This window comes from Rathayibacter sp. VKM Ac-2804 (assembly GCF_009866655.1).
In the GTDB taxonomy this organism is placed as follows: Bacteria; Actinomycetota; Actinomycetes; order Actinomycetales; family Microbacteriaceae; genus Rathayibacter.
Window position 1 is genome coordinate 3,121,130 of the sequence record NZ_CP047420.1, and the last position, 25,711, is coordinate 3,146,840.

The window sequence follows — 25,711 nt, forward strand, 5'->3', positions numbered from 1 at the left end:
CGACTCGACGAGGGGGACTCGATGGAGACGCACGCTGATGCCGGCATCGTCGCGGAGGGGGTGTCGCGGGCGTTCGGGTCCGTGCACGCCGTGCGCGACGCCAGCTTCGAGGCCCGGCCTGGTGAGGTCACCGCGCTGATCGGGCCCAACGGCGCGGGCAAGACGACGCTGATGCTGCTGCTCGCGACGCTGCTGCGCCCCGACGCCGGCCGGCTGCGGGTGGCCGGGCACGACCCGGTCGAGGAGTCGGCCGCCGTGCGCGCCGCGCTCGGCTGGATGCCCGACGTGCTCGGCTCCTGGGCGAGCCTGACCTGCCGGGAGACCCTGCGGACGACGGGGCAGCTGTATGGGCTGCCACGCCCGGATGCCGAGGCCCGGGCGGACGAGCTGCTCGGGCTCGTGGATCTGGTCGAGTTCGGCGACCGGCCGACCCGGGTGCTCTCGCGCGGCCAGAAGCAGCGGCTGAGCCTCGCCCGAGCGCTCGTGCACGACCCGTCGGTGCTGGTGCTCGACGAGCCTGCCTCGGGGCTCGATCCCGGCGCGCGGATCGCGCTGCGCGACCTCGTGCTGCGGCTCGCCGGCGAGGGGCGCACGGTGCTGGTCTCGAGTCACGTGCTCTCCGAGCTCGACGAGATGGCGACCGCGGCGGTCTACCTCGACGGCGGAGTGACGGCCTCGCAGGAGGCGGTCGCGCGCGCGTCGCGGGCACTGCGGGCCTGGCGGATCGACGCGGTGCGGCCGCGCGGGGCGGAGCTCGCCGAGGTCGTCGAGCGGCTGACGGGCGTGCCGGTCCGAGTGGAGCGCGACGCGGCCCTCGTGCCGGTCGTCAACGATGCGGCGGCGGCCGAGCTGCTCGCGCGGCTGGTGTCGGCCGGGGTCGCGGTCAGCCGCTTCGCGCCGGCGGTGGGTGAGCTGGAGCACACCTTCTCGGATCTGACCCGCTCGGCCGGGGAGCCGGGGAGTGCCGCGCGGCCGGGGAGTGCCGCGCAACCGCGCACCGAGAACGAGGAGGACGCCCGATGAGCGCCGAGACCACCGCCCGGCCGCTGCCCTTCCTGCAGGGCGTCGGCATCGTCCTCCGGCTCGAGCTCGCGCAGCGGGTGCGCGGGACCTCGTCCTTCGTCCTGCTCGGGCTGTTCTTCCTGCTGGTCGGCGCGGTCACCGGGCTGCTGGTGGTCGCGACCGGCGTCTTCTCGGGCAGCGGCGCCGTCGTGGGCGGCTTCCTCTACTCGACCCTCGTCTACTTCGTGCTGCTGCTGGGCAGCCTGGTGACGCCCGCGCTCTCCGGCACGGCCGTGAACGGCGACCGCGACGCGGGGACCCTCGCGACGACGCAGGTCACCCTCGTGACCACGGCGCAGCTCGTGCTCGGCAAGTTCGTCTCGGCCTGGCTGGTCGCGCTGGCGTTCCTCGCGAGCACGGTCCCGTTCCTGCTCGTCGCCGTCGGGGTCGGCGGGGTGTCGCTCGCCTCCGCGTCGGTCTCGGTGCTCGTGCTCGCGGTGCAGCTGGGCGTCGTCGCGGCGATCGGAGTGGGTCTCAGCGGGATCCTCGACCGGCCGCTGATGTCGGTCGTCACCACCTACCTGGTGGTCGCGGCGATGAGCGTCGGGTCGCTGATCGCGTTCGGGCTGCTGACGGCGGTCACGACCACGGAGCAGCAGACCGTCTTCGTCGACGACGACGAGGGTATCTGCGGACCGGACTACGAGACGCAGGTGGCGCGGGCCGACTACTACTGGGGGCTGCTCGCGCTGAACCCGTTCGTCGTGCTGGCCGACGCCGTCCCGCCGCAGCTCGACGAGTACGGCTCGCCGGAGGACCTGTTCACCGGGCTCTCGCTGCTGGTGCGGCAGGCGCAGATCGCGCCGGAGCCGGTCGTCGAGCTCTCCTGCTCCGGCTACACCGGCTCGACGCGGCCGAACACTGCGGAGGAGGTCTTCGACGCGACCGTCCCGTCCTGGTTCGTCGGTCTGACGCTGCAGCTGGTGCTCGCGGTCGGGCTGCTGCTCGGCGCGATCCGCCGGACGGCGACGCCGGCGGCGCGCCTGCCCCGCGGGCGCCGGGTCGCCTGACGGTCGGCCTTCCTGCTGATCGAGCAGCCCGCGCCTCATGCTGATCGAGTAGCCCGCGGAGCGGGCGTATCGAGATCCCCGTGATCAGCACTCGAGGCGACAGTCACCCCTCCCGGCGCTCCAACTCCACCGCGCGGATCTCGTCCTGCAGGTCGCGCGTCGCCGTGCGCAGCGCGCGCTCGGCGTCGAGCCCCTGCGCCCGCGCCGACGCGACGATCGCGAGCAGCAGCGGGCCGAGGTCCTCCTCCGACTCGATCGGCAGCGGCCCCTCCCCCGCGTCGACGATGCCGAGCGTGGTGGCCTTGCCGATCACCTTGTCGGCCAGCGCGAGAGCGGGCATGCCCTGCGGGATCCCATCGAGGACGCTCGTGCGGTGCGGCTTCTCGGTCTTCTTCAGCTCGTCCCAGACGGCGATGACGTCGTCGGCCGTCTCCGCGGTCGCATCGCCGAAGACGTGCGGGTGGCGCCCGATCATCTTGGCGTTCATGTGCGCCGCGACGTCCTCGATGGTGAACGGCTCCGGTCCGTCGGCGGCGAGGTCGGAGTGGAACAGCACCTGGTAGAGCACGTCGCCGAGCTCCTCGATCAGGTCGGCCCGGTCGCCGGCCTCGATCGCGTCGACAAGCTCGTGCGACTCCTCGATCAGGTAGCGCACGAGCGACTCGTGAGTCTGCTCGGCGTCCCACGGGCAGCCGCCCGGGGCGCGGAGGACGTGGACGGTGCGGATGAGCTCGTCGAGCCGGGGATGCGCGGTCACCCGGCCATCCTCGCATCCGCTCTCGTGCCCTGATCCGTGGATACCGGTCGCGCGGCCGCCGTCGCGGGCCGCACATCCGCCGGTCATCGGCGCGTAACACGCGCCGACTACGGTGACCGCGGGACGCGACCGCGGCCCGGAACAGGAACGCCACCGTGACCGTCACCCCTCCCGCCACCGGCACCGCCCTCGATCGCGGCGCCCCGCCGAGCGCCGAGCTGCACATCCACATCGAGGGCACGATCGAGCCCGAGCACATCGTCGAGATGGCGCGCCGCAACGGCATCGCGCTGCCGACGGAGGACCTCGACGCCCTGCGCGCGCGCTACGCCTTCCAGGACCTCGCCTCCTTCCTCGAGCTGCACTACTCGAACCTCACCGTCCTGAAGACGGAGCGCGACTTCTTCGAGCTGGCCACCGGCTACCTCGATCGCGCGAAGCTGGCGAACGTCCGCCGCGCCGAGATCTTCTTCGATCCGCAGACGCACCTGGGCAACGGGGTCGCACTCGACGTCGTGATGGGCGGGCTCACCCGTGCGCTCGGGCGGAGCGAGGAGACGCACGGCATCTCGACCGACCTCATCATGTGCTTCCTGCGCGACCTCGGGGCCGACGCGGCCGACGAGATGCTGACGGCGATCCTCCCCTACCGCGAGCACATCATCGGCGTGGGGCTCGACTCGAACGAGGTCGGCTTCGGGCCGGAGCTCTTCATCGACGTCTACGCGCGGGCCGCGGCGGAGGGCCTGCACCTCGTCGCGCACGCGGGCGAGGAGGGCGGCCCGGAGACGGTCGCCGAGACCCTCGAGCTGCTGAAGGTGGAGCGGATCGATCACGGCATCCGGGCGATGGAGGACCCGGCGGTCGTGGCGATGCTCCGTGTGCAGGGCGTGCCGATCACGGTCTGCCCGCTGTCGAACGTGGCGCTGCGCGCCGTCGACACGATGAAGGACCACCCGCTGCCGGCGATGCTCGACGCGGGACTGATCGTCACGGTGTCCAGCGACGACCCGCCGTACTTCGGCGGCTACGTCGACGCGAACTACCGCGCGCTGGTCGAGGAGCTCGGGATGGACGACGCGCAGCTCGAGCGCCTCGCGCTCAACTCCTTCGACGCCGCCTTCATCTCCGCCGAGGACCGCACCCGCTGGCAGGCCGAGGTCCGCGCCCACTTCGCGTCCTGACCCCCTCCGCGAGATGCCACTTGTGCACGCGACACGCCGTGAAAGGCGTGCACAAGTGGCATCTCGCGGGGAGGGCTAGCCCTCGGGGTGCGGGGCGAGGTCGGGGGTCGCGCGGTCGAGGTCGGCGGCCTCCTCCTCGGGGCGGGGGGCGATCGTCTCGTCCTCCTCGAGCTCGGGGATGCTCGGCTCGTCGGGAGCGGGGATGCGCGGCGGGACGGAGTGCTCGTCGGAGGCGGTCATGATCGGTCCTTCGTTCGGGGTCGGAACCGGCGCGCGGGCGGCACGGCGGCGGTCAGCTCGCGACGGCGGCGGGCTCGGGGAAGAGCGCGTCGAGCAGGTTCGCGACCCAGTCGATCAGCGCGCGGTCGCCGAGCGGGACGCCGTCGAGCACCGGCATCGGCACGACCACGGCGTTCGCCTGCTGCAGGTACTTCGCGGTCGGGTACATCCGGCGCAGGCGCACCTGGATCGAGTCGGCGAGGTGCGCGGGCGCGACGCGGACGTTCGAGCCCATCGCGACCACGTCGCTGAGGCCGGCGCGCTGCGCGCGCATCCGCAGCCGCGAGACCAGGACGAGGTTCTCCACCGCCTCGGGCAGGTCGCCGTAGCGGTCGGTCAGCTCCTCGACCACGAGGTCGACACTGCCCTCCTTCGCGGTCGGCGAGGTCGCCGCGGACAGCTTCTGGTACGCCTCCAGACGCAGCCGCTCGCTGTCGACGTACTCCTCCGGGATGCGCGCGTCGACCGGAAGCTCGAGCCGCAGCTCGGTCTGCCCTTCGGCGACCTCGCCGCGGAAGCCGTCGACGGCCTCGCCGATCATCCGCAGGTAGAGGTCGAAGCCGACGCCCTGGATGTGGCCGGACTGCTCGCCGCCGAGCAGGTTGCCCGCGCCGCGGATCTCCAGGTCCTTCAGCGCGATCTGCATGCCGCCGCCGAGGTCGGAGTTCGCGGCGAGGGTCTGCAGGCGGTCGTGCGCGGTCTCGGACAGCGGCTTCATCTCGTCGTAGAGGAGGTAGGCGTAGGCGCGCTCGCGGCCACGGCCGACGCGGCCGCGCAGCTGGTGCAGCTGCGAGAGGCCGTACTTGTCGGCCCGGTCGACGATCAGGGTGTTCGCGTTCGGGATGTCGAGGCCGGTCTCGACGATGGTCGTCGAGACGAGCACGTCGAACTTGCGCTCCCAGAAGTCGACGATGATCCGCTCGAGCTGCGACTCGCTGAGCTTGCCGTGCGCGACGGCGATGCGCGCCTCCGGCACCAGCTCGGCGAGCTGCGCGGCGACGCGGTTGATCGTCGAGACGCGGTTGTGCACGAAGAACACCTGGCCCTCGCGCAGCAGCTCGCGCCGGATCGCGGCCGAGACCTGCTTCTCCGAGTACGGGCCGACGAAGGTGAGGATCGGGTGGCGCTCCTCCGGCGGCGTCGCGAGCGTCGACATCTCGCGGATGCCGGTGACCGCCATCTCGAGCGTGCGCGGGATGGGCGTGGCGCTCATCGAGAGGATGTCGACGTTCTTCTTCAGCGCCTTCAGCTTCTCCTTGTGCTCGACGCCGAAGCGCTGCTCCTCGTCGATCACGAGCAGGCCCAGATCCTTGAAGACGATGTTGTCGCTGAGGAGGCGGTGGGTCGCGATGACCATGTCGACGGTTCCGTCGGCGAGGCCCTCGATCGTCTCCTTCGACTCCTTCGCGCTCTGGAAGCGGCTGAGGGCGCGCAGGTGCACCGGGAAGCCCGCGAAGCGCTCCTGGAAGGTCTCGAGGTGCTGGCGCACGAGCAGCGTGGTCGGCACGAGCATCGCGACCTGCTTGCCGTCCTGGATCGCCTTGAACGCGGCGCGCACGGCGACCTCGGTCTTGCCGAAGCCGACGTCGCCGGAGAGCAGGCGGTCCATCGGGATCGGCCGCTCCATGTCGGCCTTGACCTCGTCGATCACGGTCAGCTGGTCGGGCGTCTCCGCGAACGGGAACGCCTCCTCCAGCTCGCGCTGCCACGGGGTGTCCGGCGGGAAGGAGTGCCCGCGCGAAGCCATCCGGGCGGAGTAGAGCTTCACCAGCTCGACCGCGATGTCGCGGACCGCGCGGCGCGCCTTGCTCTTGGCCTGCGCCCAGTCGCTGCCGCCCATCTTGCTCAGCGCGGGCGCCTCGCCGCCGACGTAGCGGGAGAGGAGGTCGAGCTGGTCCGTCGGGACGAGCAGCTTGTCGCCCGGGAAGCCGCGCTTGCTGGGCGCGTACTCGAGGACGAGGTACTCGCGTCGCGTCTTCACGGCGTTCCGCCCGCCGCTGGAGACCTCGCGCTGCGAGAGCTCGACGAAGCGGCCGATGCCGTGGGTGGCGTGCACGACGAAGTCGCCGGGGCTGAGCTGCAGCGGGTCGACGACGTTCTTGCGGCGCGAGGCGAGCTTCTTCACGGCGCGCGAGTCGTAGCCGACGGTGCGGCCGTAGAACTCGGTGTCGGTGAGCAGAGCGACCTTGGCGCCGTCGACCTCGAAGCCGTGGTCGACGTTGGCCTGGAGCACGTAGGCGAGGCCGGGCTCGAGCTCGGCCGGCAGGTCGGGCACGATGCGCGCGGCGACCTCGTGCTCCGCGAGCACCTGGTCGGTGCGCTCGACCGTGCCGGTGCCGGGGGCCGTGAGCACGACGCTCCAGCCGTCGGCGAGCCGGGCGCGCACGTGCGCGAGGGCGCCCTCGACCGCACCGCCGAAGCCGGGCACGGGCTCGCCGTCGACGCGGACGGCGAGGATCTCGTCGATCCCGAGGTTCTCCGGCAGCACCTCGGCCTCGCCGGCGGCGGGACCCTGGCGGAAGGTGCTCATCGTCCACCACGGGTGGTCGGGGGTCTCGGCGCCGGGGGCGCTGAACTTCACGGCGTCGCGGAGGGCGCCGAGCGAGATGAACTCACCGGAGGCCAGGTCGATCGGGGCCTCGGCGCCGGCGGTCGCGGCGCTCCACGCGGCCTGGAGGAACTCGCGGTTCGTCTCGGCGAGGCTGATCGCGCGGGTGGCGACCCGCTCCGGAGCGAGCACGGCCACCGCGGCGCCGGCCGGGAGGTAGTGCGAGATCGGGACGAGCCGCTCCAGCAGCGCGGGGGCGAGCGACTCCATCCCCTCGACCGGGATGCCCTCGGCGATCTTCGCGAGCATGGCGGAGAGGCTCGGGAACTCGTGCAGCATCTCCCGGGCGCGCTGGCGGACGGCCGGCACGAGCAGAAGCTCGCGGCTCGGCGGCAGCACGACGGAGTCGGCCTCCCCCGGCAGCGAGCGCTGGTCGGCGACGGAGAAGCCGCGGATGGAGTCGACCTCGTCGCCGAAGAAGTCGATGCGGCTCGGGTGCTCGGCCACGGCCGGGAAGACGTCGAGGATCCCGCCGCGGACCGCGAACTCGCCGCGCCGGGTGACCATGTCGACCCGCGAGTAGGCGAGGTCGACCAGCTCGGACGAGATGCGGCCGAGGTCGTAGCCGCGGCCGCCCTTGACCAGGCGGATCGGCGCGATGTCGGCGAGGTTGTCGGCGACCGGCTGCAGCGCGGCGCGCACCGAGGCGACGACGACGAGCGGCTTCTCGCCGGTCCAGGTCTTCATCCGGCGCAGGGCGTCGAGGCGGCGGCCGACGATCTCGGCACTGGGGCTGAGGCGCTCGTGCGGCAGCGTCTCCCACGCCGGGAACTCGACGACCTCGGCGTCCGGCAGCACGCAGCTGAGCGACGCGCGGACGTTCTCGGAGTCGCGGCCGGTCGCCGTGACGACGAGGGCGGCCTGCGGACGGTCGACCTCCGCGCGGCGCTCCAGGAGACCCGCCAGCAGGGGGACGCGGAGGCCGTCGGCCACGGAGAAATCGGCGTCGCGGATCGCGAACGCGAGAGCGTCGTCGAACGTGGAGGCGCGCGAGAGCGCCGAGATGATCCGGTTGAGAGGCACCGGAGGAGTTTACTGCCGACCTCCGACACCGGCCTCGGCCAGTGCCGGACGTCGGTCCACGCCGGTCCCTGCCCGGCGCGGCGCGGTTGGGTCGGGCGCGGGGTGCGTTCCGCAGAGCGTCCTGCGATCGGCTCTTCGAAATCGCTTGGCACGCGATTTCGAAATCGCCTTCGGGGCGGTCGGCTGGTCTGCCGGGTGCTGCATCTCGATCCGTCAGGAGTGGTCGGCTGGGAGTAGCTGAGGCGACCGGTCTTGACGGATTGGGTCCGCGTTCGGGACAGGGGCGAGGTCGAGTCGTCAGGAGTGGTCGCTCGGGAGTGGCTGGAGCAGCCGGTTGCGACGGGGCGGCGCACGGCAGCGCGGGCGCGGCCGCCGCGCTGGGGACGGTGGGTCTCGATGCGCCCCTCCGGGGCTACTCGACCAGCATGGAGGGGGACATCGCCCTCTGCCGGGCGTCCACTGCATGCTGATCGATTAGCCCGCGGAGCGGGCGTATCGAGATCCACCACCGTCAGAACGCGAGTCTGCAGACCCGACCTGCTGGTGGTGGTGGGTCTCGATACGCCCCTCCGGGGCTGCTCGACCAGCAAGAGCCGCCCAGCGGGCCCGTATCGGGATTCGCGCAGGGCGGCGCTACGGGGTCGTGTGGACCTTCAGCTGGGCGGCCTGGAGGCCGGCGTCGGCGATCAGCTCGACGGCGTCGGCGGCGTCGGCGATCAGGATCGGCAGGGTCTCGCGCTCGGGGCCGGCGAAGTCCTTGAGGACGAAGTCGGCGGCGGGCTGGCGGCCGGGCGGGCGGCCGATGCCGACGCGCACGCGGAGGAAGTCGGCGCCGTCGGTCGCGGCGAGGATGTCGCGGATGCCGTTGTGGCCGCCGTGGCCGCCGCCGTTCTTGAGGCGCAGGGTGTCGAAGGGGATGTCGAGCTCGTCGTGCACGACGATCAGGCGCTCGGGCGCGAGGGAGTAGAAGTCGAGCAGCTGCGCCGTCGGGCCGCCCGAGAGGTTCATGAAGCTGTTCGGCTTGCCGAGGACCAGCTTCGGCCCGCCGGGGCGCAGGAAGCCCTCGGCGACGACCGCATTGGCGCGGTTGTGCCGGCGGAACGAGCCGCCTATCCGGGAGGCGAGCTCGTCGAGCACCATCTGCCCGACGTTGTGCCGGTTGCGCGCGTACTGCGCGCCCGGGTTGCCCAGTCCGACGACCAGCCAGGTCTCGCCCATCTCGTTTCCTCTTCTCGATGCGCTCAGCAGCGACGTCTTCCACGGGGCAGGACCCCTGAACGCGGAACAGGCCCGCTCGCGATCGCGGCGGGCCCGTTCGTGCGGGTGGTGCTCCGACTACTCGGCGGCCTCGGTGGGGGCGGCGGGCTCGGTGGGCTCGCCCTCCTCGCCCAGGTCCTGCTCGACCTCCTCGGTGACGTTCACGATGAGCGCCTCGGGGTCGGTGAGCAGCGTCGCGCCCTCGGGGAGGGTGACGTCGGCGGCGGTGATCTGCGTGCCGGCCTCGAGTCCCTCGACCGAGACGACGACGTTCTGCGGGATCTTCGTGGCGTCGACCTCGAGCGAGAGCGTGTTCGCCTCGGTCGAGACGAGCGTGCCGGGAGCGGCCTCGCCCTCGACGTGCACGGGGATGTCGACCGAGACCTTCTCGCCGAGGCGGATGACCGCGAGGTCGATGTGCTCGATGATCTGGCGGACCGGGTCGCGCTGGATGTCCTTGACCAGCGACGTCTGGGCGACGCCCTCGATGTCGAGCTCGAGGATCGCGTTCGCCTTGCGGACCAGCAGGAGGATCTGGTGGCCGGGGAGCGTGACGTGCACGGGCTCGGTGCCGTGGCCGTAGAGGACCGCGGGGATCTTGTTCTGGGCGCGGATCTTGCGGGCCGCTCCCTTGCCGAACGAGGTGCGGACCTCGGCGACGACCTTGTTGGTGAGTTCTGCCATGGTGTTTCTCCTGGACGGCGTCGTGCGCCGCCTGCTCGGGTCCCGGCCTGGGGCCGCGGACGGGGTTTCGACTCGAACGCGTGTCTGCGTGAGGAAAGGTCCGCGGCGCTCCTTCCGGAGCTCCACCTGGTTCCACCGCGTCGATCACGGATGCACGGGGCATCCCTCGCCGAAGTTCAGCTGCCCACCCTACCGGCCGCGCGGCCGAGCCGCCACCCGCGGGCGCCCCTACCGCGCCCCCAGCCGGGCTGGCTAGCGTGCGGGCATGACTTCTGACGACTTCGGCTCCTACGTCGAGAAGAACGGCTTCCACCGCGACACCAACTACATCCCGACCCGCATCACCGCGGACGGCCGCGACGGCTACCCGGTCGAGGCAGGCCGCTACCGGCTCGTCGTCTCGCGCGCCTGCCCGTGGGCGAACCGCGCCGTGATCGTCCGCCGACTGCTCGGCCTCGAGGACGCGCTCTCGATGGGGATCTGCGGCCCGACGCACGACAAGCGCAGCTGGACCTTCGACCTCGACCCGGGCGGCGTCGACCCGGTGCTCGGCATCCCGCGCCTGCAGGACGCGTTCCTCGCACGCTTCCCCGACTACCCGCGCGGCATCACCGTGCCGGCCATCGTCGACATCCCCACCGGCCAGGTCGTCACCAACGACTACCCGGTGATGACGCTCGACTTCTCGAGGGAGTGGACGCAGTTCCACCGCGAGGGCGCTCCCGACCTGTACCCGGAGAAGCACCGCGACGAGATCGACGAGGTCGCCGAGCTGGTCTTCCAGGACGTCAACAACGGCGTCTACAAGTGCGGCTTCGCCGGGTCGCAGAAGTCGTACGAGCGCGCCTACGACGCGCTCTGGGCCCGCCTCGACTGGCTGGAGGAGCGCCTCAGCACGCAGCGCTACCTCGTCGGCGACACGATCACCGAGGCGGACGTCCGCCTCTTCACGACGCTCGCCCGCTTCGACGCCGTGTACTACAGCCACTTCAAGGCCAACCGGAACCTGCTCTCGGCGATGCCGGCGCTCTGGGGCTACGCCCGCGACCTGTTCGCCACTCCGGGCTTCGGCGACACCATCGACTTCCAGCACATCAAGTCGCACTACTACGAAGTCCAGCGCGACATCAATCCGACCGGCGTCGTGCCGAAGGGCCCGGACCTCTCCGGCTGGCTCGTCCCCTCGCACCGCGAGGAGCTCGGCGGCCGCCCGTTCGGCGACGGCACCCCGCCCGGCCCGCCGATCCCCTCCGAGGTCGTCCCCGAGGGCCACGGCGCCTGACCTCCCTGAACGGCCGTGCTCGAGAGGTTCCACCTCCGTGCACGGCCGCTCACGGCTGCGCGTCCGACCCCAGCGCTAGCCTGAACGGGTCCACCCTGAACGTGTACGTCGAGGAGAACCGTGTCTGACCAGCCCACCGCCACAGCCAACATCGGAGTCGTCGGTCTGGCGGTGATGGGCTCGAACCTGGCCCGCAACCTCGCCAGCCGCGAGGGCAACACCGTCGCCGTCTACAACCGCTCGTACGGGCGCACCGAGACGCTGATCACCGAGCACCCCGAGGCCGGCTTCGTCGCCTCGGAGACCATCGAGGCCTTCGCCGCCTCGCTGAAGACCCCGCGCACCGCGATCATCATGGTCCAGGCCGGCCGCGGCACCGACGCCGTGATCGAGCAGCTGACCGCCGCGTTCGAGCCCGGCGACATCATCGTCGACGGCGGCAACGCGCTCTTCACCGACACCATCCGCCGCGAGAAGACCGTCCGCGAGACCGGCATCCACTTCGTCGGCACCGGCATCTCCGGCGGCGAGGAGGGCGCGCTCAAGGGCCCGTCGATCATGCCCGGCGGCTCGGTCGAGTCGTACAAGACGCTCGGACCGATCCTCGCGTCGATCGCCGCGGTCGCCGAGGGCGAGCCCTGCGTGACCCACATCGGCACCGACGGCGCCGGCCACTTCGTCAAGATGATCCACAACGGCATCGAGTACGCCGACATGCAGCTCATCGCCGAGGCGTACGACCTGCTCCGCACCGTCGGCGGCCACGAGCCCGCCGCCATCGCCGACGTCTTCGACGCCTGGAACAAGGGCGACCTCGAGTCGTACCTGATCGAGATCACCGCCGAGGTGCTCCGACAGGTCGACGCCGACACCGGCAAGCCGTTCCTCGACATCGTGCTCGACCAGGCCGGCTCGAAGGGCACCGGAGTCTGGACCGTGCAGAACGCGCTCGACCTGGGCGTGCCCGTCGGCGGCATCGCCGAGGCCGTCTTCGCCCGCGCCGTCTCCTCCAAGCCCGCGCAGCGCGCCGCCGTGCAGAAGCGCGTCACCTCGCGCCCCACCCCCGTCGCCCTCTACGACGGCTTCGAGGACGACGTCCGCGCCGCCCTCTACGCCTCGAAGGTCGTCGCCTACTCGCAGGGCTTCGACGCGATCATCGCCGGTGCCGAGAAGTACGGCTGGGAGATCGACAAGGGCGCCGTCGCGAAGATCTGGCGCGCGGGCTGCATCATCCGCGCCCAGTTCCTCAACCGCATCGTCGACGCCTACGCCGAGAACGCCGAGATCACGACGCTGCTCGAGGACCCGTACTTCGCCGAGGCCGTCGCCAACGGCGAGGCCGCCTGGCGCCGCATCGTCTCGACCGCCGCACTCTCGGGCGTCCCGATCCCCGGCTTCGGCGCCGCGCTGTCGTACTACGACTCGCTCGCCTCCGAGCGCCTGCCCGCCGCCCTCGTGCAGGGCCAGCGCGACTTCTTCGGCGCGCACACCTACCAGCGCGTCGACAAGGAGGGCACCTTCCACACGCTGTGGTCGGGCGACCGCACCGAGGTCGAGCAGGACCCGTCCACGCACTGACCCGCTGCCGCCGCCCGCGCGGCGCTCACGCAGAAGGCGCCCCCACCCGTCGGATCCTCGGATCCCGCGGGCGGGGGCGCCTTCGTCGTGGGGAGCGCGCGCCGGGTCAGCGCAGCCATACGGTCGTGGCGGGCGGCAGCAGGCCGCCGTCGAGCGGGGCGCTCGCGAGCAGCACCTCGCCCTCGGGCAGCTCGACCGGCTCCTCGCCGAGGTTGGTCACCGAGTGCCAGCCGTTCGGGCGCGCGAAGTGCAGCACGCCGGGCTGCGCGTCCCGCCACTCCAGGCTCTCGTCGGTCTGCAGCTCGTGCCGGAGCGCGAGGGCGCGGCGGTAGAGCGCGAGCGTCGAGTCCTCGGCGAGCTCCTCCGCCTCGACGGAGGAGTCGGCGAACCAGGCGGGCTGGGGCAGGTGCGCGCCGCCGGGGCCGAAGCCGAAGGAGTCGCCGGTCGACTCCCACGGCAGCGGGACGCGGCAGCCGTCGCGGCCGACGTCGGTGCCGCCGCTGCGGAAGAACGTCGGGTCCTGGCGGTCGGCGTCCGGGATGCCGGCCACCTCGTGCAGGCCGAGCTCCTCGCCCTGGTAGAGGTACGCCGAGCCGGGCAGCGCCAGCAGCAGGAGGGTCGCGGCGCGGGCGCGGCGCAGGCCCAGGGCGCGGTCGAGCACCGGCTCCGCTCCCCCGCTGAGCAGCCAGTGCTTCGCAGGCGCGGTCTCGGCCGCTCCCTTCTGCGGCAGGCCGTAGCGGGTCGCGTGCCGGACCACGTCGTGGTTCGACAGCACCCAGGTGGTCGACGAGCCCGACTCGGCGGCCAGCTCGAGGTTGAAGGTGATCAGCCGGCGGAACTCCTCCGCGTCGAGGCCGGCCTCGAGCAGGTCGAAGTTGAAGGCCTGGCCGAGCCCCTCGGGGCTCGCGTACCGGGCGCGGCGGGAGGCGTCGACCCAGGCCTCGGCGACGGCGGTGCGCGGCGGGTCGTAGGAGTCGAAGAGGGCGCGCCACTCGGCGTAGACCTCGTGCACCTCGTCGCGGTCCCAGAACGGGTGGCTGCCGTCGAGTCGCTGGCCGTCGATCTCGGCGGCCGTGGGGAGCGGCTCGGTGAGGTCCTTGACCAGCGAGTGCGCCACGTCGATCCGGAAGCCGTCGACGCCGCGGTCGGACCAGAAGCGCAGGGTCTCGAGGAAGTCGTCGCGGATCTCGCGGTTCGCCCAGTTCCAGTCGGGCTGCTCCTTCGCGAACAGGTGCAGGTACCACTGGCCGTCGCCGACCGGCTCCCAGGCGGGGCCGCCGAAGACGGACTCCCAGTCGCTCGGCGGCAGGGCGCCGCCCTCGCCGCGGCCGTCGCGGAAGACGTAGCGCTCCCGGGCGGGCGAGCCCTTCGGGGCGGCGAGCGCCTCCTGGAACCACGGGTGCAGATCGGAGGAGTGGTTGGGGACGATGTCGACGATCACGCGGATGCCGCTCTCGTGCAGCCGCGCCGTCATCTCGTCGAACTCGGCGAGGGTGCCGATCCGCGGGTCGACGTCGCGGTAGTCGGCCACGTCGTAGCCGCCGTCGGCCAGGGCCGAGGGGTAGAACGGGCTGAGCCAGACCGCGTCGATCCCGAGCTCGCGCAGGTACGGGATGCGCTCGAGGATGCCGGCGAGGTCGCCGATCCCGTCGCCGTTCGCGTCCGCGAAGCTCCGCGGGTAGATCTGGTAGACGGCCGCCTGCCGCCACCACTGGGCGTCCTCGGTCGTGCCGCTCCTGGTGAGTACCGTGTCCGTCACGGGGGTCCTTCCGTTCTTCGTGATGTGTGGTGTGTGGTGGTGGTTCGTCGTCGGCCGGCGCCCGCCGCTCGGTGACGGTGGGTCTCGATACGCCCCTGCGGGGCTACTCGACCAGCATGTTCGGGGCCGGCTCGTGCGCAGCACGGCACCCTCGCCTCCCGGAGTCGAGCCCGCGGGTCTCGGGGTGGTCGGCTGCAAGGCGGAGGAGGGAGGCGTAGCGGAGCTACGGCGACCGACGACAACGCCGCAGACGGCCGCCCCGAGGCCCGCGAGCCCTACTTGATGGCGCCCTGCGTCACGCCCGACATGACCCAGCGCTGGGTGAACAGGTAGACGATGATCGCCGGGGCCATCGCCATCAGGTAGGAGGCGAAGGCGACGTTGTAGTCGTTGCTGAACTGGGTCTGGAAGATCTTCTGCAGCACGGGGAGCGTCTGCAGCGACGGGTCCGAGGTGATCAGCGACGGCATCATGAAATCGTTCCAGGAGGCGAGGAAGGCGAAGATGCCGACCGTCGCGCTCATCGGGGCGAGCAGCGGGAAGACGAGCCGCCAGAAGACCTGGTTGGTGCTCGCGCCGTCGAGCCGGGCGCTCTCCTCGAGCTCCTCGGGCAGCGAGCGCAGGAACGCGGTGAAGAGCATCACGCTGAAGCTCAGCTGGAACATCACGTGCAGAACGGCGACGCCGAGCGGGTTGTCGAGTCCGACGAGTCCGGTGAGCGAGACCTGCGAGAGCGCGAGCACCGGGAACGGCAGGAACATCGCCGCGAGCAGGTAGAAGAACGACCAGCGGTAGAGGCGCTTGTCCCAGTTCCGCGAGATCGCGAACGCGGCGAGGGCCGAGAGCACGATCGTGCCGCCGACCGTGATCGCCGAGACGAAGACCGAGACGGCGAAGCCGCGAGGGAAGTCGGTCAGGTTCCAGGCCTGGACGAAGCCGTCGACCGAGAACGGCAGCGGGATCGAGAAGGCGTTGCCGTCGACCGCCTGGGCGCCGGTCTTGAAGGCCATGGTCAGGGTGACCCATAGCGGGCCGATCACCGAGAGGGCGCAGACCACGAGGACGAGGGTGAGCAGGAGGCTCGAGCGCCGCCGCTTCCCGCCGCGACGGGCGTCGGCGTCGACGGCGGCCCGGGTGCCGGGGAGGGACGGGGCGAGGGGGACCTGGCTGGTCATCAGAAGGCCGCCTTTCCGCGCGAGACGCGCAGCTGTACGAGCGCGATCACGAGCGCGATGAGGAAGAAGATCGTGGCGTTGGCCATCTGGTAGGCGTAGTCGCCGCTGGTGAAGCCCGAGAAGATCGTCATCGCGACGCTGCGGGTCGAGGTTCCGGGGCCTCCGTCGGTCAGGCCGACGATGATGTCGTAGGAGTTGAGGAAGTTCTTGAAGCCGATCACGAGGTTGATCACGACGTAGCCCGCGACCAGCGGCAGCGTGATCGAGCGCAGCTGCCCCCAGCTGGAGGCGCCGTCGAGCGAGGCGGCCTCGTAGACGTCGCCGGGGATCGAGAGCACGCCGGCGATGTAGATCAGCAGCGCGGAGGGCACGGCCTGCCAGGCGGTCACGATCACGATCGCGAGCCAGGCGAGGTTCGGATCCGCGAGGATGCTGTCGGCCAGCGGCGTCGCTCCGACCGACTGCGCGAAGGCGGGCAGCGAGTTGGAGAAGAGGAAGTTGAAGACGAACGCGATGATGATGCCCGAGACGACCATCGGCAGCACGAACACGGCCCGCAGCGCGACCTTGCCGCGGATCTGCGAGGTCAGCGCGATCGCCAGGAGGAACGCGACGACGTTCACCAGGAGCACGGTCACCAGCGCGAGCCCCACGGTGAACCCGTAGGAGGCGAGGATCGCCGGGTCCGAGAACAGCGCGACGTAGTTGGTCAGGCCGATGAAGCTCCACTCGCCGAAGCCGATCGAGTCGGTGAAGCTGAAGAAGATCCCCATCAGGGCGGGCAGGGTGATCGCGAGCGTGAAGAGCACGAGCGCGGGGAGCAGGTAGAGCAGGAAGGTGCGATCGGCGCGCGGCTTCCGTCGCGGGGCGGCGGCCGGCCGAGGAGTCGCGGCGGTGCGCTCCTCCGGGCGGGCGGGGGCGGAGAGGGCCATGGTGTCTCGTCTCTGAGAGGGGGTCGGGGAGGTCTAGGAGCGGAACGCGATGCGCGCCCAGTCGGCGTCGATCGTGCGCAGCGTGGCGGCGGGGTCGGACCCGAGGGCGACGCCCTGGACGTAGTTCTGCAGCGGGATGTTCTGCGGCACGAGCTGCGAGGCGCCGAGGCTGAACGCCGCCCGGTCGTAGAACTCCTGCAGCTCGACGAGCGTGGGCTGGGTGACGGCGGGGGCGTCGGTGGTGACGCCGAAGGCGTTGTTGTCGGCGTTGTAGGCGTCGATGATCTCGGGCTGCATCAGGAAGGAGAGGAACTCGCGCGCCGCCGCCTTCTTGGTCGAGGCCTCCGGGATCCACAGCGCGAGGTCGACGTTCACCCGCACGCGGCGCTCGTCCGGGTCGTCCGTCATCGGCAGCGGGAAGGCGCCGATCGAGAGGTCCGGGGCGGTCTTCGCGATCTCGCTCAGCGCCCACGGGCCCTGGAAGTACATCGCCGCCTCGCCGTTCGAGAAGGCGAGGTTGCCGTCGCCGTAGGCCCGGCTGGCGGCGTTCGGCTGCGCGTAGCCGGCGAGCCGCACCATCTGCTCGACGGGAGCCGCGAAGTCCTTCTCGAACGAGACCGGCGAGGAGGGACCGACGTCGGCGCCCTGCTCCTTCAGCTGCGAGAAGAAGGCCTCGAGGTCGACGGTCCCGCCGACGGAGTAGTCGAACAGTCCCTGCGCGACCGTCCACGGGTCCTTGTAGGTGCCGTAGATCGGCGTGATGCCCGCGGCCGTCAGCGCGTCGCAGACCGCGAGGAACTCGGTCCAGGTGGTCGGCACCTCGAGGTTCTGCGCGGCGAAGATCTCGCGATTGTAGAGCACCGCCGACATCATCAGCGAGTAGGGCAGCACGCTGGTGCGGCCCGGGTAGGACGCGGTCTGCTCGATCAGCGGCTGCAGGTCGGGATTGATCCGCTTCGCCTCGGCCATGTCGGACAGGTCGCTCAGGGCGCCCCGCTCGACGAACCGCGCGACCTCGAAGTTGTAGTTGAGGCAGCCGAGGTCCGGCGGATTGGTGCGGACGAAGCCGGCGGAGAGGTTGGAGGAGAAGTCGTGCACGACCCGCACCCGCGACTGCGCGGCGTGGAAGCGCTCGATGACCTCGTCGAAGTAGCCGATCACCTCGGGCTTGGACTGGAAGAAGGTGATCTCGGTGACCCCGCCCGAACCGGAGGGGGAGGCGCAGGCGGCGAGGCCGAGCGCGGCGGCGCCGGCCGTTGCCGCGGTGAGGAGGGTGCGCCGGCTGAGGGCGGTGGTGGTGAGGGGCACGTCGTCGTCTCCCGGGTTGCGGATAAGTTGCTTCAGTGACTAAATCTAGGTAATAGATCTAGTACGCGATGTACTGTTGCAGCCGATCCGGCCGAGGTCAAGGGGAGCGTGGAGAAGATGTCCGACAGCAGGCTCTCCGCGAGCACCGGCTCGTTCCAGCGCCGGCGCAGCGCGCTCGACGTGCTCGAGCGCGCCTGGACCGGCGAGGCGATGACCGCCTCCGCCCTGATCGAGCGCACCGGCCTCACCCGATCGACCGTCATCGCTGTCTGCGACGACCTGATCGAGCTCGGCTGGCTGGAGGAGCTGGAGAACCAGCGCGCCGCCGGCGACTACGTGAAGGGCCGCCCCGCGCGCCGATACGCGCTGCGCCGCCGCGCCGGCGTCGTCGTCGGCGTCGACGCCGGGCAGCACAGCGTCGGCGTCTTCATCGCCGATCTGCTCGGCGAGACCCTCGTCCGGCACGTCGAGCCGGTCGACCACGAGCGGGTCGAGGACCTCCCGCACGAGCGCCGCGTCGCCGACATCGACCGGATCCTCGACCGCGCCCTCCACCTCGCCGGCGTGACCGACGACGAGGTGCTCGCGCTGACCCTCGGCGTCCCGGCACCGGTCGACGCGCTCGGCCACTCCCCCGCCGGCGACAACGGCTTCTGGGGCGCGATGAACCCCGGTCTCGTCGACCACTACTCCGGCCGCGGCTGGTCGCCCGTGGTCGACAACGACGCGAACCTCGCCGCGCTGGCCGAGGGCTGGCGCGGGGCCGCGATCGACTGCGACGACTACCTCGCCCTGCTCTCCGGCGAGCGGCTCGGCGGCGGCATCGTCCTCGGCGGCTCGCTGCTCCGCGGCGCCCGCGGGCTCACCGGCGAGATGCGCTACCTCGACCTGGTCGAGGGCGTCGGCTCCGCGGAGGGCATCGCCGCCCTCGCGCGCACCTGGGCCCGCGAGGCACTGGCCGTCCCGGGGCGGCCCGCGTCGCTCCTCGACGCCGTGGCGAAGCCGGGAGCGGCCGAGGTGCTCGCCGCCGCCGACGCGGGCGATCCGCTGGCCGCCGCCGTCGTCGCGCGGCTGATCGACCGCCTCACCGCCATCACCGCGACCGTCGCCAATCTGCTCGACGTCTCGCTGATCGTGGTCGGCGGGGCGCTGGCCGCCTCGGCCGGTCCGCTGCTCGCCGCGGTCTCGGAGCGCCTGGTGGGCGAGGTGCACGCCCCGGCGCCGCGGATCGTGCCCTCGACGCTCGGCGATCAGGCGGTCGCTCTCGGCGCCGTCCGCTCCGGCCTCGTGCGGGTGCGCGCGGATCCGCTCGCGCTCCGGCTGCCGAGCCGCCCGGTCGAGACTGCCGCACTCGCCTGAGGCCCCGCTACCGCCGGAAGGCGCGGACGATCAGCAGCAGCGCGAGCAGGACGGCGACCGCGGCGGCCGTCGCCGAGGGCAGCGCGAGCAGGAGGACCAGGGCACCCGCCGCCGAGACGACCGCGGGCCAGCGCGCTCCGGCGACTCCGCGGTCGAGCCGGCGCAGGATCAGCGCGATCAGCGAGGCGGCGACCGCGAACGCGAGCAGGGCGTCGGCGTCGAGGACGACCACCGCGAGCACCGACACCAGGCAGACGGCGAGCTGACCCGCGGCGGGCACCCCGGTGCGGCGGTTGCGGTGGTCGAAGGGGCTCGGGATCTCGCCCGCATCGGCCAGGCGGACCAGCGCCGAGGCGTCGCGCCGGGTCAGGGCGATGAGCGCGAGGAGGGTGGCGAGCACGGCCGCGATGCCGACCAGGGCGGCGGCCGGGGTCCCGGCCGCGACCGCGGAGAGCGAGGCCGGGACGTCGGCGAGCTCCTGCGGACCGACGAGCAGGAGCAGCCCGGAGCCGATCAGCGCCGCGACGAGGGCCGTGACGCCGATCGCGGGCAGCGACCGCCGCAGCGCCGGAGTCTCGCCGGTCTGGGCGGGGGCGAAGAGGAGGAGCAGGAGGGCGGCCGCCGTGACGCTGCCCTCCGCGCCGCCGATGACCGTCTCGGACGGGGTCGCGACGGGGTGCGCCAGGGCGAGGATCACGGCCGAGGCCAGCAGGAGGAGGAGCACGAGGCCCAGGAGCACCCGCGCCAGTCCGGGTGGGAGGACTCCCCCGCGGAGCACGAAGAGGGTCGTGCCGACGATCAGGAGCACGGCGACCGGGCGGGCGCTCGCGCCGACGACCGAGTCCGCGGCGGTCAGCGCGACGGCGGACGCCGCGAGCGCGCGACCGGCGAGCCCGAGCCACTCCCCCGTGGGCCCGTCGTGCACCTCGCGACCGGAGTCGGCGACCGCGCCGACGACGGCCATCGCCGCCGCGAGCCCGAGTCCCAGCAGCAGCCACCAGCCGGCCTCGAGGGCCGCGGGCGACCAGACCAGGAACAGCGCGGGGACCGCGACCGACGCCTGCGACAGCTCGGGCGCGCGCAGCAGACCCCCCGTCCGGGTCATATCACCATGCGCGCGCATTCACTCATGCTAAGGCGTCGACCGCCTCCCGGAGCGAGCCGGAGGCCGCCGACCGCGGCAGCTGCGCGGACATTTCGCGCACCCTTGCTGATCGAGTAGCCCGCGCAGCGGGCGTATCGAGATCCACCGGCCTCAGACGCGGGTCTGCAGACCGCCCCACGGGCGACGCCGGGTCTCGATACGCCGCTCCGCGGCTACTCGACCAGCATGTGCCGCGCGGAGCGCGGACGTCTCCAGGCTGCGGCTTACGCGTCGCCGTCGAACATGGAGGTGACGGAGCCGTCGTCGAAGACCTCGTGGATCGCGCGGGCCAGCAGCGGGGCGATCGGCAGGATCGTCAGGCGGTCCCACTTCTTCTCCTCCGGCAGCGGCAGGGTGTCGGTGACGACGACCGAGTCGATGAACTCGGAGCTGAGCAGCTCGCGGGCCGGGTCGGAGAAGACGGCGTGGGTCGCGGCGACGACGACGCCGATCGCGCCGGCGGCCTTGAGGGCCTCGGCAGCCTTGGCGATGGTGCGGCCGGTGTCGATCAGGTCGTCGACGAGGAGGCAGACGCGGCCGCTGACCTCTCCGACGATCTCGTGCACCGACACCTGGTTGGCGACCTTCGGGTCGCGGCGCTTGTGGATGATCGCGAGCGGCACGCCGAGCTTGTCGCTCCAGATGTCGGCGACGCGGACGCGGCCCATGTCCGGCGAGACGACGGTGAGGGTCGAGGGGTCGAGCTTCTCGCGGAAGTGCTCGAGCAGCACCGGCATGGCGAAGAGGTGGTCGACGGGGCCGTCGAAGAAGCCCTGGATCTGCGCGGCGTGCAGGTCGACCGACATGATGCGGTCGGCGCCGGCGGCCTTGAACAGGTCGGCGACGAGGCGGGCCGAGATCGGCTCGCGGCCGCGGCCCTTCTTGTCCTGGCGCGCGTAGGGGTAGAACGGCGCGACCACGGTGATCCGCTTGGCCGAGGCGCGCTTGAGCGCGTCGACCATGATCAGCTGCTCCATGAGCCACTCGTTGATCGGCGAGGTGTGCGACTGCAGGACGAAGACGTCCCCGCCGCGGACCGACTCGCCGTAGCGGACGTAGAGCTCGCCGTTCGCGAAGGTGCGCCCCTCGGTGGTGACCAGCTCGGTGCCCAGCTCGTCGGCGACCGCTTCCGCCAGTGCCGGATGCGCCCTCCCCGAGACCAGGACCAGGCTCTTCTTGTTGCTGGCGGTGATGCCCGTCACTGTGCTCCGCTTCCTCCGGTCGCGCGGTCGGTGCCCTCGGGCTCCGACGCCTGGGCGGCCTCGGCGGCGGTGGCCGACGCGGTTCCCGGACGATGGGTCTGCACCCATCCGGCCATGTTGCGCTGCGGAGCGACGGTGATGCCGAGGGCTCCGGCGGGGATGTCCTTGCGGATGACCGTGCCGGCGCCCGTGTACGCTCCGTCACCGATTCTAACGGGGGCGACGAAGACGTTGTGCGACCCGGCGCGCACGTGCGACCCGACGACGGAGGACGCCTTGTTCACCCCGTCGTAGTTGGCGAAGATCGAGCCGGCGCCGATGTTCGACTCCTCGCCGATCGTCGCGTCGCCGACGTAGGAGAGGTGCGGCACCTTCGAGCCGGCGCCGATCGTCGCGTTCTTGGTCTCGACGTAGGTGCCGATCTTGCCGCGCTCGCCGAGCACGGTACCCGGACGCAGGAACGAGAACGGGCCGACCTGCGCCTGCGCGCCGATGACGGCCAGTGTCGCGTCCGAGCGCTTGATCACCGCGTCCTCGCCCACCTCGCAGGAGTCGAGCGTCGTGTCCGGTCCGATGATCGCTCCGGAGGCGATGACCGTCGGCCCCTTGATCTGCGTGCCGGGGAGGATCTCGACGTCGGGCGAGAGCACCGCGTCGACGTCGATCCAGGTCGTCGCCGGGTCCTGGATCGTGACGCCCTCGAGCTGCCAGCGGCGGACGATCCGGGCGTTCAGCTCGAGCGCCGCGTCCGCCAGCTGGGCGCGGTCGTTGATGCCCGCGACGAGCCAGCGGTCCTGCACCGGGACGGCCTCGATCGCGCGGCCGGCGGCCTTGAGCGCGGCGGCGGCATCGGTGAGGTACTTCTCGCGCTGCGCGTTCTCGACGCCGATCGCACCGATCACCGCGCGCAGGGCGGCCGCGTCGAAGGCGTAGACGCCGGCGTTGGTCTCGGTGAGCGCGAGCTCGGCGTCGCTCGCGTCCTTCTGCTCGACGATCGAGGCGAAGCCGCCGTCGGCGCCGCGGACGATGCGGCCGAAGCCGGTCGGGTCCTCGAGCACGCAGGAGAGCATCGTCAGGGCGTTCGCCGCCGCGAGGTGCTCGTCGACCAGGCGGCGCAGGGTCGGGGCGTCGAGCAGCGGGACGTCGGCGCTGAGCACCACGACGGTCCCGTCGAAGTCGTCCGGCAGCGCGGCGAGGCCGAGCTCGACGGCGCGGCCGGTGCCGGGCACCTCGTCCTGATCGACGACGAGGGCCGCCGGCGAGTGGTCGAGAACCGCGGCCGCGACCCGCTCGCGCTCGTGCCGCACGACCGTGACGACGTGGCCCGCGTCGAGCGAGGCGGCCGTGTCGAGGACGTGCCCCAGCAGCGGGCGCCCGGCGAGGCGGTGCAGGACCTTGGGGGTGCGGGACTTCATCCGGGTGCCCTGACCGGCGGCCAGGATCACCACCGCGAGCGTGCTGTCGACCATGGTGCGCGTGCTCCTCCGTCCGGCACCGGTGCTCGGTGCTCGAGCTCCGCCACCAGGATTCGAACCTGGACCGGACAGCTCCAAAGGCTGCCGTGCTGCCGTTACACCATGGCGGACCGCGCTCGCGCGCGCCGTCCATCCTGCCATCCGCCCGCCCTCGCCGTCGCCGTGGCGCCCTCGGCCGGGAGGCTCCCGGCGACTCCCGGTCCGTGCACCCGCCACAATGGACGGGTGAGCGCGAATGACGAGGTGGACGGCATCGTCGACGCCTGGGTGCGCGAGCGGCCCGACCTCGACTTCACCCCCCTGCAGGTCTTCTCGCGGATGCGCCGGCTCGCCAAGCAGCTGGAGCGGGCGCGCGGCAGCGCCTTCGGCCGCTCGGAGCTGGAGACCTGGGAGTTCGACGTCCTCTCCGCGCTCCGCCGCGCCGGCTCCCCCTACCGGATGAGCCCGAAGCAGCTGCTGCAGGCGACGATGGTCACCAGCGGCACGATGACCAACCGGATCGACCGGCTGGTCGAGCGCGACCTCGTCGAGCGGCTCGACGACCCGAACGACGGACGCGGCGTGCTGGTGCAGATGACGCCGTCGGGCCTCTCCCGCGTGGACGCGGCGATCACCCGGCTCGTCGACGCCGAGCAGGAGCTGCTCGGAGCCCTCACGCACGCGCAGCAGGAGCGGCTGGCGCAGCTGCTCCGCAAGCTCTCGCTCGACTTCGGCTGACGCCCGCCGCGCTCCGGCTGCGGAGCATCAGCTGAGACCGTCCCTCCTCGCCGATCGCCGATGAGACCGCCTCTCAGCTGATGTTCTGAGCCGCACTCAGCCCTCGAGCAGCTCCGAGAGCTCCAGCCAGCGCAGCTCGAGCCCGGCCGCCTCGTCCTGGTGCTCGCGCAGCTTCGCGTTCAGGCCCAGGATGCCGTCGTAGTCGTCCGGGTCGTGGGTCGCCATCTTCTCGTGCACGGCGGCGGACAGCTGCGTCAGCTTGTGCAGGCGCCGGTCGATCGCCGACACCTCCTTCTCGGCGGTGCGCCGCTCGGCGCCGCCGAGGCCGGACGGAGCCGGAGCGGACCCACCCGTCGAGCCGCCCGCGGGCGCGCCCTTCTCCAGCGCGCGGCGCAGGTCGAGGTACTGCTCCACTCCCCCGGGCAGGTGGCGGAACGCGCCGTCCATCACGGCGTACTGCTGATCGGTGACCCGCTCGAGCAGGTAGCGGTCGTGCGAGACGACGAGGAGCGTGCCCGGCCAGGAGTCGAGCAGGTCCTCGATCGCGGCGAGCATGTCGGTGTCGAGGTCGTTGGTGGGCTCGTCGAGGATCAGCACGTTCGGCTCGCTCAGCAGGATCAGCAGCAGCTGCAGCCGACGGCGCTGACCACCGGAGAGGTCCTTCACCGGCGTCGACAGCTGCGCGCTGGAGAAGCCGAGTCGCTCGAGCAGCTGCCCGGGCGTCATCTCCTTGCCGCCGATCGAGTAGCTGGTGCGCTGCTCGGCGATGATCTCGCGGACCGGCTGGTGCTGCACCTCGGTCAGCTCACGCAGCTGCTGGTCGAGGATCGCGACGCGGACGGTCGTGCCGCGCTTGACCTTGCCGCTGGTGGGCTGCACGCTGCCGGCCACGAGGCCGAGCAGCGTCGACTTGCCGGCGCCGTTCACGCCGAGGACGCCGGTCCGCTCGCCCGGCGCGATCCGCCACTCGATCCGGTTGAGCACGGTCCGCTCGCCGTAGCGGACGGTGACGTCGAGCAGGTCGACGACGTCCTTGCCGAGCCGCGAGACGGCGAGCTGCGACAGCGAGACGGAGTCGCGCACGGGCGGCTCGTTCTCGATCAGCTGGTTCGCCGCGTCGATGCGGAACTTGGGCTTGGCCGTGCGGGCCGGAGCGCCGCGGCGCAGCCAGGCCAGCTCCTTCTTCATCAGGTTCTGCCGCTTCGACTCCATGGTCGAGGCCATCCGGTCGCGCTCGACGCGCTGCAGGATGTAGGCCGCGTAGCCGCCCTCGAAGGGCTCGACCAGGCGGTCGTGCACCTCCCAGGTGGCGGTGCAGATCTCGTCGAGGAACCACCGGTCGTGGGTGACGACCGCGAGGCCGCCCGAGGTGGCGGCCCAGCGGCGCTTGAGGTGCTCGGCGAGCCAGGCGATGCCCTCGACGTCGAGGTGGTTGGTGGGCTCGTCGAGGAAGACGACGTCCCAGTCGCCGACGAGCAGCTTGGCCAGGGCGACGCGGCGGCGCTGGCCGCCCGAGAGCGCGCCGACGACGCCGTCCCAGGGGACGTCGCGCAGCAGCCCGGCGATGACGTCGCGGGTGCGCGCGTCTCCGGCCCACTCGTGCTCCTCGAGGCCGCCGACGACGGCCTGGGCGACGGTGAGCTCCTCGTCCACGGTGTCGGCCTGGTCGAGCATGCCGAGCGTCACGCCGCGACGGTGGGTCACCCGGCCGCCGTCGGGCTCGATGCGCTGCGCGAGCAGGCGGAGGAGGGTGGACTTGCCGTCGCCGTTCCGGCCGACGATGCCGATGCGGTCGCCCTCCTCGATGCCGAGGGAGACGTCGTCGAAGATGACCCGCGTGGGGTACTCGAGGCGGAGCGACTCAGCGCCCAGGAGATGTGCCATAGGGGCCGAGTTTACCGGGGGCCGCCTCCGCG

Annotated in this window: 20 protein-coding genes and 1 tRNA gene; 7 read left to right on the plus strand and 14 right to left on the minus strand. The window is 72.0% G+C overall.

Annotated elements, in window-relative coordinates:
* The first annotated feature begins 21 nt into the window (after positions 1 to 21).
* Both GTU73_RS14665 and GTU73_RS14670 read left to right on the plus strand, forming a co-directional pair.
* On the plus strand, positions 22 to 1,023 hold the full coding sequence (locus GTU73_RS14665) for an ABC transporter ATP-binding protein (RefSeq protein WP_160090435.1): 1,002 nt from the start codon (positions 22 to 24) through the stop codon (positions 1,021 to 1,023).
* Positions 1,020 to 2,072: an ABC transporter permease gene (locus tag GTU73_RS14670; protein WP_160090436.1), complete on the plus strand. Its 1,053-nt coding sequence runs from the start codon at positions 1,020 to 1,022 to the stop codon at positions 2,070 to 2,072. The genes GTU73_RS14665 and GTU73_RS14670 overlap by 4 nt, the downstream gene beginning before the upstream one ends.
* Positions 2,073 to 2,175: 103 nt before the next feature.
* Here the strand turns inward: GTU73_RS14670 and GTU73_RS14675 are convergent, their stop codons facing one another.
* Positions 2,176 to 2,829, minus strand: coding sequence for a MazG family protein (locus GTU73_RS14675; protein ID WP_123733558.1), 654 nt, complete (start codon positions 2,827 to 2,829; stop codon positions 2,176 to 2,178).
* Positions 2,830 to 2,984: 155 nt separating this feature from the next.
* On the opposite strand from GTU73_RS14675, the gene GTU73_RS14680 reads away from it, so the two are divergent.
* Positions 2,985 to 4,013 (plus strand): adenosine deaminase, encoded by a 1,029-nt coding sequence (locus tag GTU73_RS14680; RefSeq protein ID WP_160090438.1) that lies wholly within the window; start codon positions 2,985 to 2,987, stop codon positions 4,011 to 4,013.
* A gap of 75 nt (positions 4,014 to 4,088) precedes the next feature.
* Here the strand turns inward: GTU73_RS14680 and GTU73_RS14685 are convergent, their stop codons facing one another.
* The 4 genes from GTU73_RS14685 to GTU73_RS14700 all read right to left on the minus strand — a co-directional run bounded on the left by GTU73_RS14685 (position 4,089) and on the right by GTU73_RS14700 (position 9,864).
* Positions 4,089 to 4,253, minus strand: coding sequence for a hypothetical protein (locus tag GTU73_RS14685; RefSeq protein WP_160090439.1), 165 nt, complete (start codon positions 4,251 to 4,253; stop codon positions 4,089 to 4,091).
* A gap of 52 nt (positions 4,254 to 4,305) precedes the next feature.
* Positions 4,306 to 7,923 (minus strand): transcription-repair coupling factor, encoded by a 3,618-nt coding sequence (gene mfd / locus GTU73_RS14690; RefSeq protein WP_160090440.1) that lies wholly within the window; start codon positions 7,921 to 7,923, stop codon positions 4,306 to 4,308.
* 633 nt (positions 7,924 to 8,556) lie between these two features.
* A complete protein-coding gene (gene pth, locus GTU73_RS14695) occupies positions 8,557 to 9,141 on the minus strand; it encodes an aminoacyl-tRNA hydrolase (RefSeq protein ID WP_160090441.1) in 585 nt (194 codons plus the stop codon).
* A 117-nt stretch (positions 9,142 to 9,258) separates the two neighbouring features.
* Positions 9,259 to 9,864 carry a 50S ribosomal protein L25/general stress protein Ctc gene (locus GTU73_RS14700; protein ID WP_160090442.1) on the minus strand — a complete coding sequence of 202 codons (606 nt, stop codon included), beginning with the start codon at positions 9,862 to 9,864 and terminating at the stop codon, positions 9,259 to 9,261.
* 265 nt (positions 9,865 to 10,129) lie between these two features.
* Here GTU73_RS14700 and GTU73_RS14705 point away from each other — a divergent pair, with 265 nt between their 5' ends.
* Both GTU73_RS14705 and gndA read left to right on the plus strand, forming a co-directional pair.
* The gene (locus GTU73_RS14705; RefSeq protein ID WP_160090443.1) at positions 10,130 to 11,146 is read left to right on the plus strand and encodes a glutathione S-transferase C-terminal domain-containing protein; all 1,017 of its coding nucleotides are present in this window, start codon (positions 10,130 to 10,132) and stop codon (positions 11,144 to 11,146) included.
* Between the two features lie 120 nt (positions 11,147 to 11,266).
* Positions 11,267 to 12,724, plus strand: coding sequence for an NADP-dependent phosphogluconate dehydrogenase (gndA, locus tag GTU73_RS14710; protein WP_132437722.1), 1,458 nt, complete (start codon positions 11,267 to 11,269; stop codon positions 12,722 to 12,724).
* Positions 12,725 to 12,830: 106 nt separating this feature from the next.
* On the opposite strand, the gene GTU73_RS14715 is transcribed toward gndA, so the two are convergent.
* From GTU73_RS14715 to GTU73_RS14730, 4 genes are all read right to left on the minus strand, one after another.
* Positions 12,831 to 14,483 (minus strand): glycoside hydrolase family 13 protein, encoded by a 1,653-nt coding sequence (locus tag GTU73_RS14715; protein WP_160090444.1) that lies wholly within the window; start codon positions 14,481 to 14,483, stop codon positions 12,831 to 12,833.
* A 275-nt stretch (positions 14,484 to 14,758) separates the two neighbouring features.
* On the minus strand, positions 14,759 to 15,658 hold the full coding sequence (locus GTU73_RS14720; protein ID WP_160090445.1) for a carbohydrate ABC transporter permease: 900 nt from the start codon (positions 15,656 to 15,658) through the stop codon (positions 14,759 to 14,761).
* Complete coding sequence (locus GTU73_RS14725) at positions 15,658 to 16,590, minus strand: sugar ABC transporter permease (RefSeq protein ID WP_160090446.1); 933 nt, start codon at positions 16,588 to 16,590, stop codon at positions 15,658 to 15,660. Before GTU73_RS14725 ends, GTU73_RS14720 begins: the two co-directional genes overlap by 1 nt.
* Before the next feature lie 33 nt (positions 16,591 to 16,623).
* Positions 16,624 to 17,898 carry an extracellular solute-binding protein gene (locus GTU73_RS14730; protein ID WP_160090447.1) on the minus strand — a complete coding sequence of 425 codons (1,275 nt, stop codon included), beginning with the start codon at positions 17,896 to 17,898 and terminating at the stop codon, positions 16,624 to 16,626.
* A gap of 117 nt (positions 17,899 to 18,015) precedes the next feature.
* On the opposite strand from GTU73_RS14730, the gene GTU73_RS14735 reads away from it, so the two are divergent.
* The gene (locus GTU73_RS14735; protein ID WP_160090448.1) at positions 18,016 to 19,257 is read left to right on the plus strand and encodes an ROK family protein; all 1,242 of its coding nucleotides are present in this window, start codon (positions 18,016 to 18,018) and stop codon (positions 19,255 to 19,257) included.
* A 7-nt stretch (positions 19,258 to 19,264) separates the two neighbouring features.
* Here the strand turns inward: GTU73_RS14735 and GTU73_RS14740 are convergent, their stop codons facing one another.
* From GTU73_RS14740 to GTU73_RS14755, 4 genes are all read right to left on the minus strand, one after another.
* Positions 19,265 to 20,362, minus strand: coding sequence for a hypothetical protein (locus GTU73_RS14740; RefSeq protein WP_160090449.1), 1,098 nt, complete (start codon positions 20,360 to 20,362; stop codon positions 19,265 to 19,267).
* 263 nt (positions 20,363 to 20,625) lie between these two features.
* Entirely contained in the window at positions 20,626 to 21,603 is a 978-nt protein-coding gene (locus tag GTU73_RS14745; protein ID WP_123447631.1) for a ribose-phosphate diphosphokinase, read from the minus strand.
* Entirely contained in the window at positions 21,600 to 23,072 is a 1,473-nt protein-coding gene (gene glmU / locus GTU73_RS14750) for a bifunctional UDP-N-acetylglucosamine diphosphorylase/glucosamine-1-phosphate N-acetyltransferase GlmU (RefSeq protein ID WP_160090450.1), read from the minus strand. Before glmU ends, GTU73_RS14745 begins: the two co-directional genes overlap by 4 nt.
* 44 nt (positions 23,073 to 23,116) lie before the next feature.
* A tRNA-Gln gene (locus GTU73_RS14755) sits at positions 23,117 to 23,188 on the minus strand.
* 115 nt (positions 23,189 to 23,303) lie between these two features.
* On the opposite strand from GTU73_RS14755, the gene GTU73_RS14760 reads away from it, so the two are divergent.
* Complete coding sequence (locus tag GTU73_RS14760) at positions 23,304 to 23,795, plus strand: MarR family transcriptional regulator (protein ID WP_244231653.1); 492 nt, start codon at positions 23,304 to 23,306, stop codon at positions 23,793 to 23,795.
* A 96-nt stretch (positions 23,796 to 23,891) separates the two neighbouring features.
* Here the strand turns inward: GTU73_RS14760 and GTU73_RS14765 are convergent, their stop codons facing one another.
* Positions 23,892 to 25,679 carry an ABC-F family ATP-binding cassette domain-containing protein gene (locus GTU73_RS14765; protein WP_160090452.1) on the minus strand — a complete coding sequence of 596 codons (1,788 nt, stop codon included), beginning with the start codon at positions 25,677 to 25,679 and terminating at the stop codon, positions 23,892 to 23,894.
* Positions 25,680 to 25,711 lie beyond the last annotated feature (32 nt).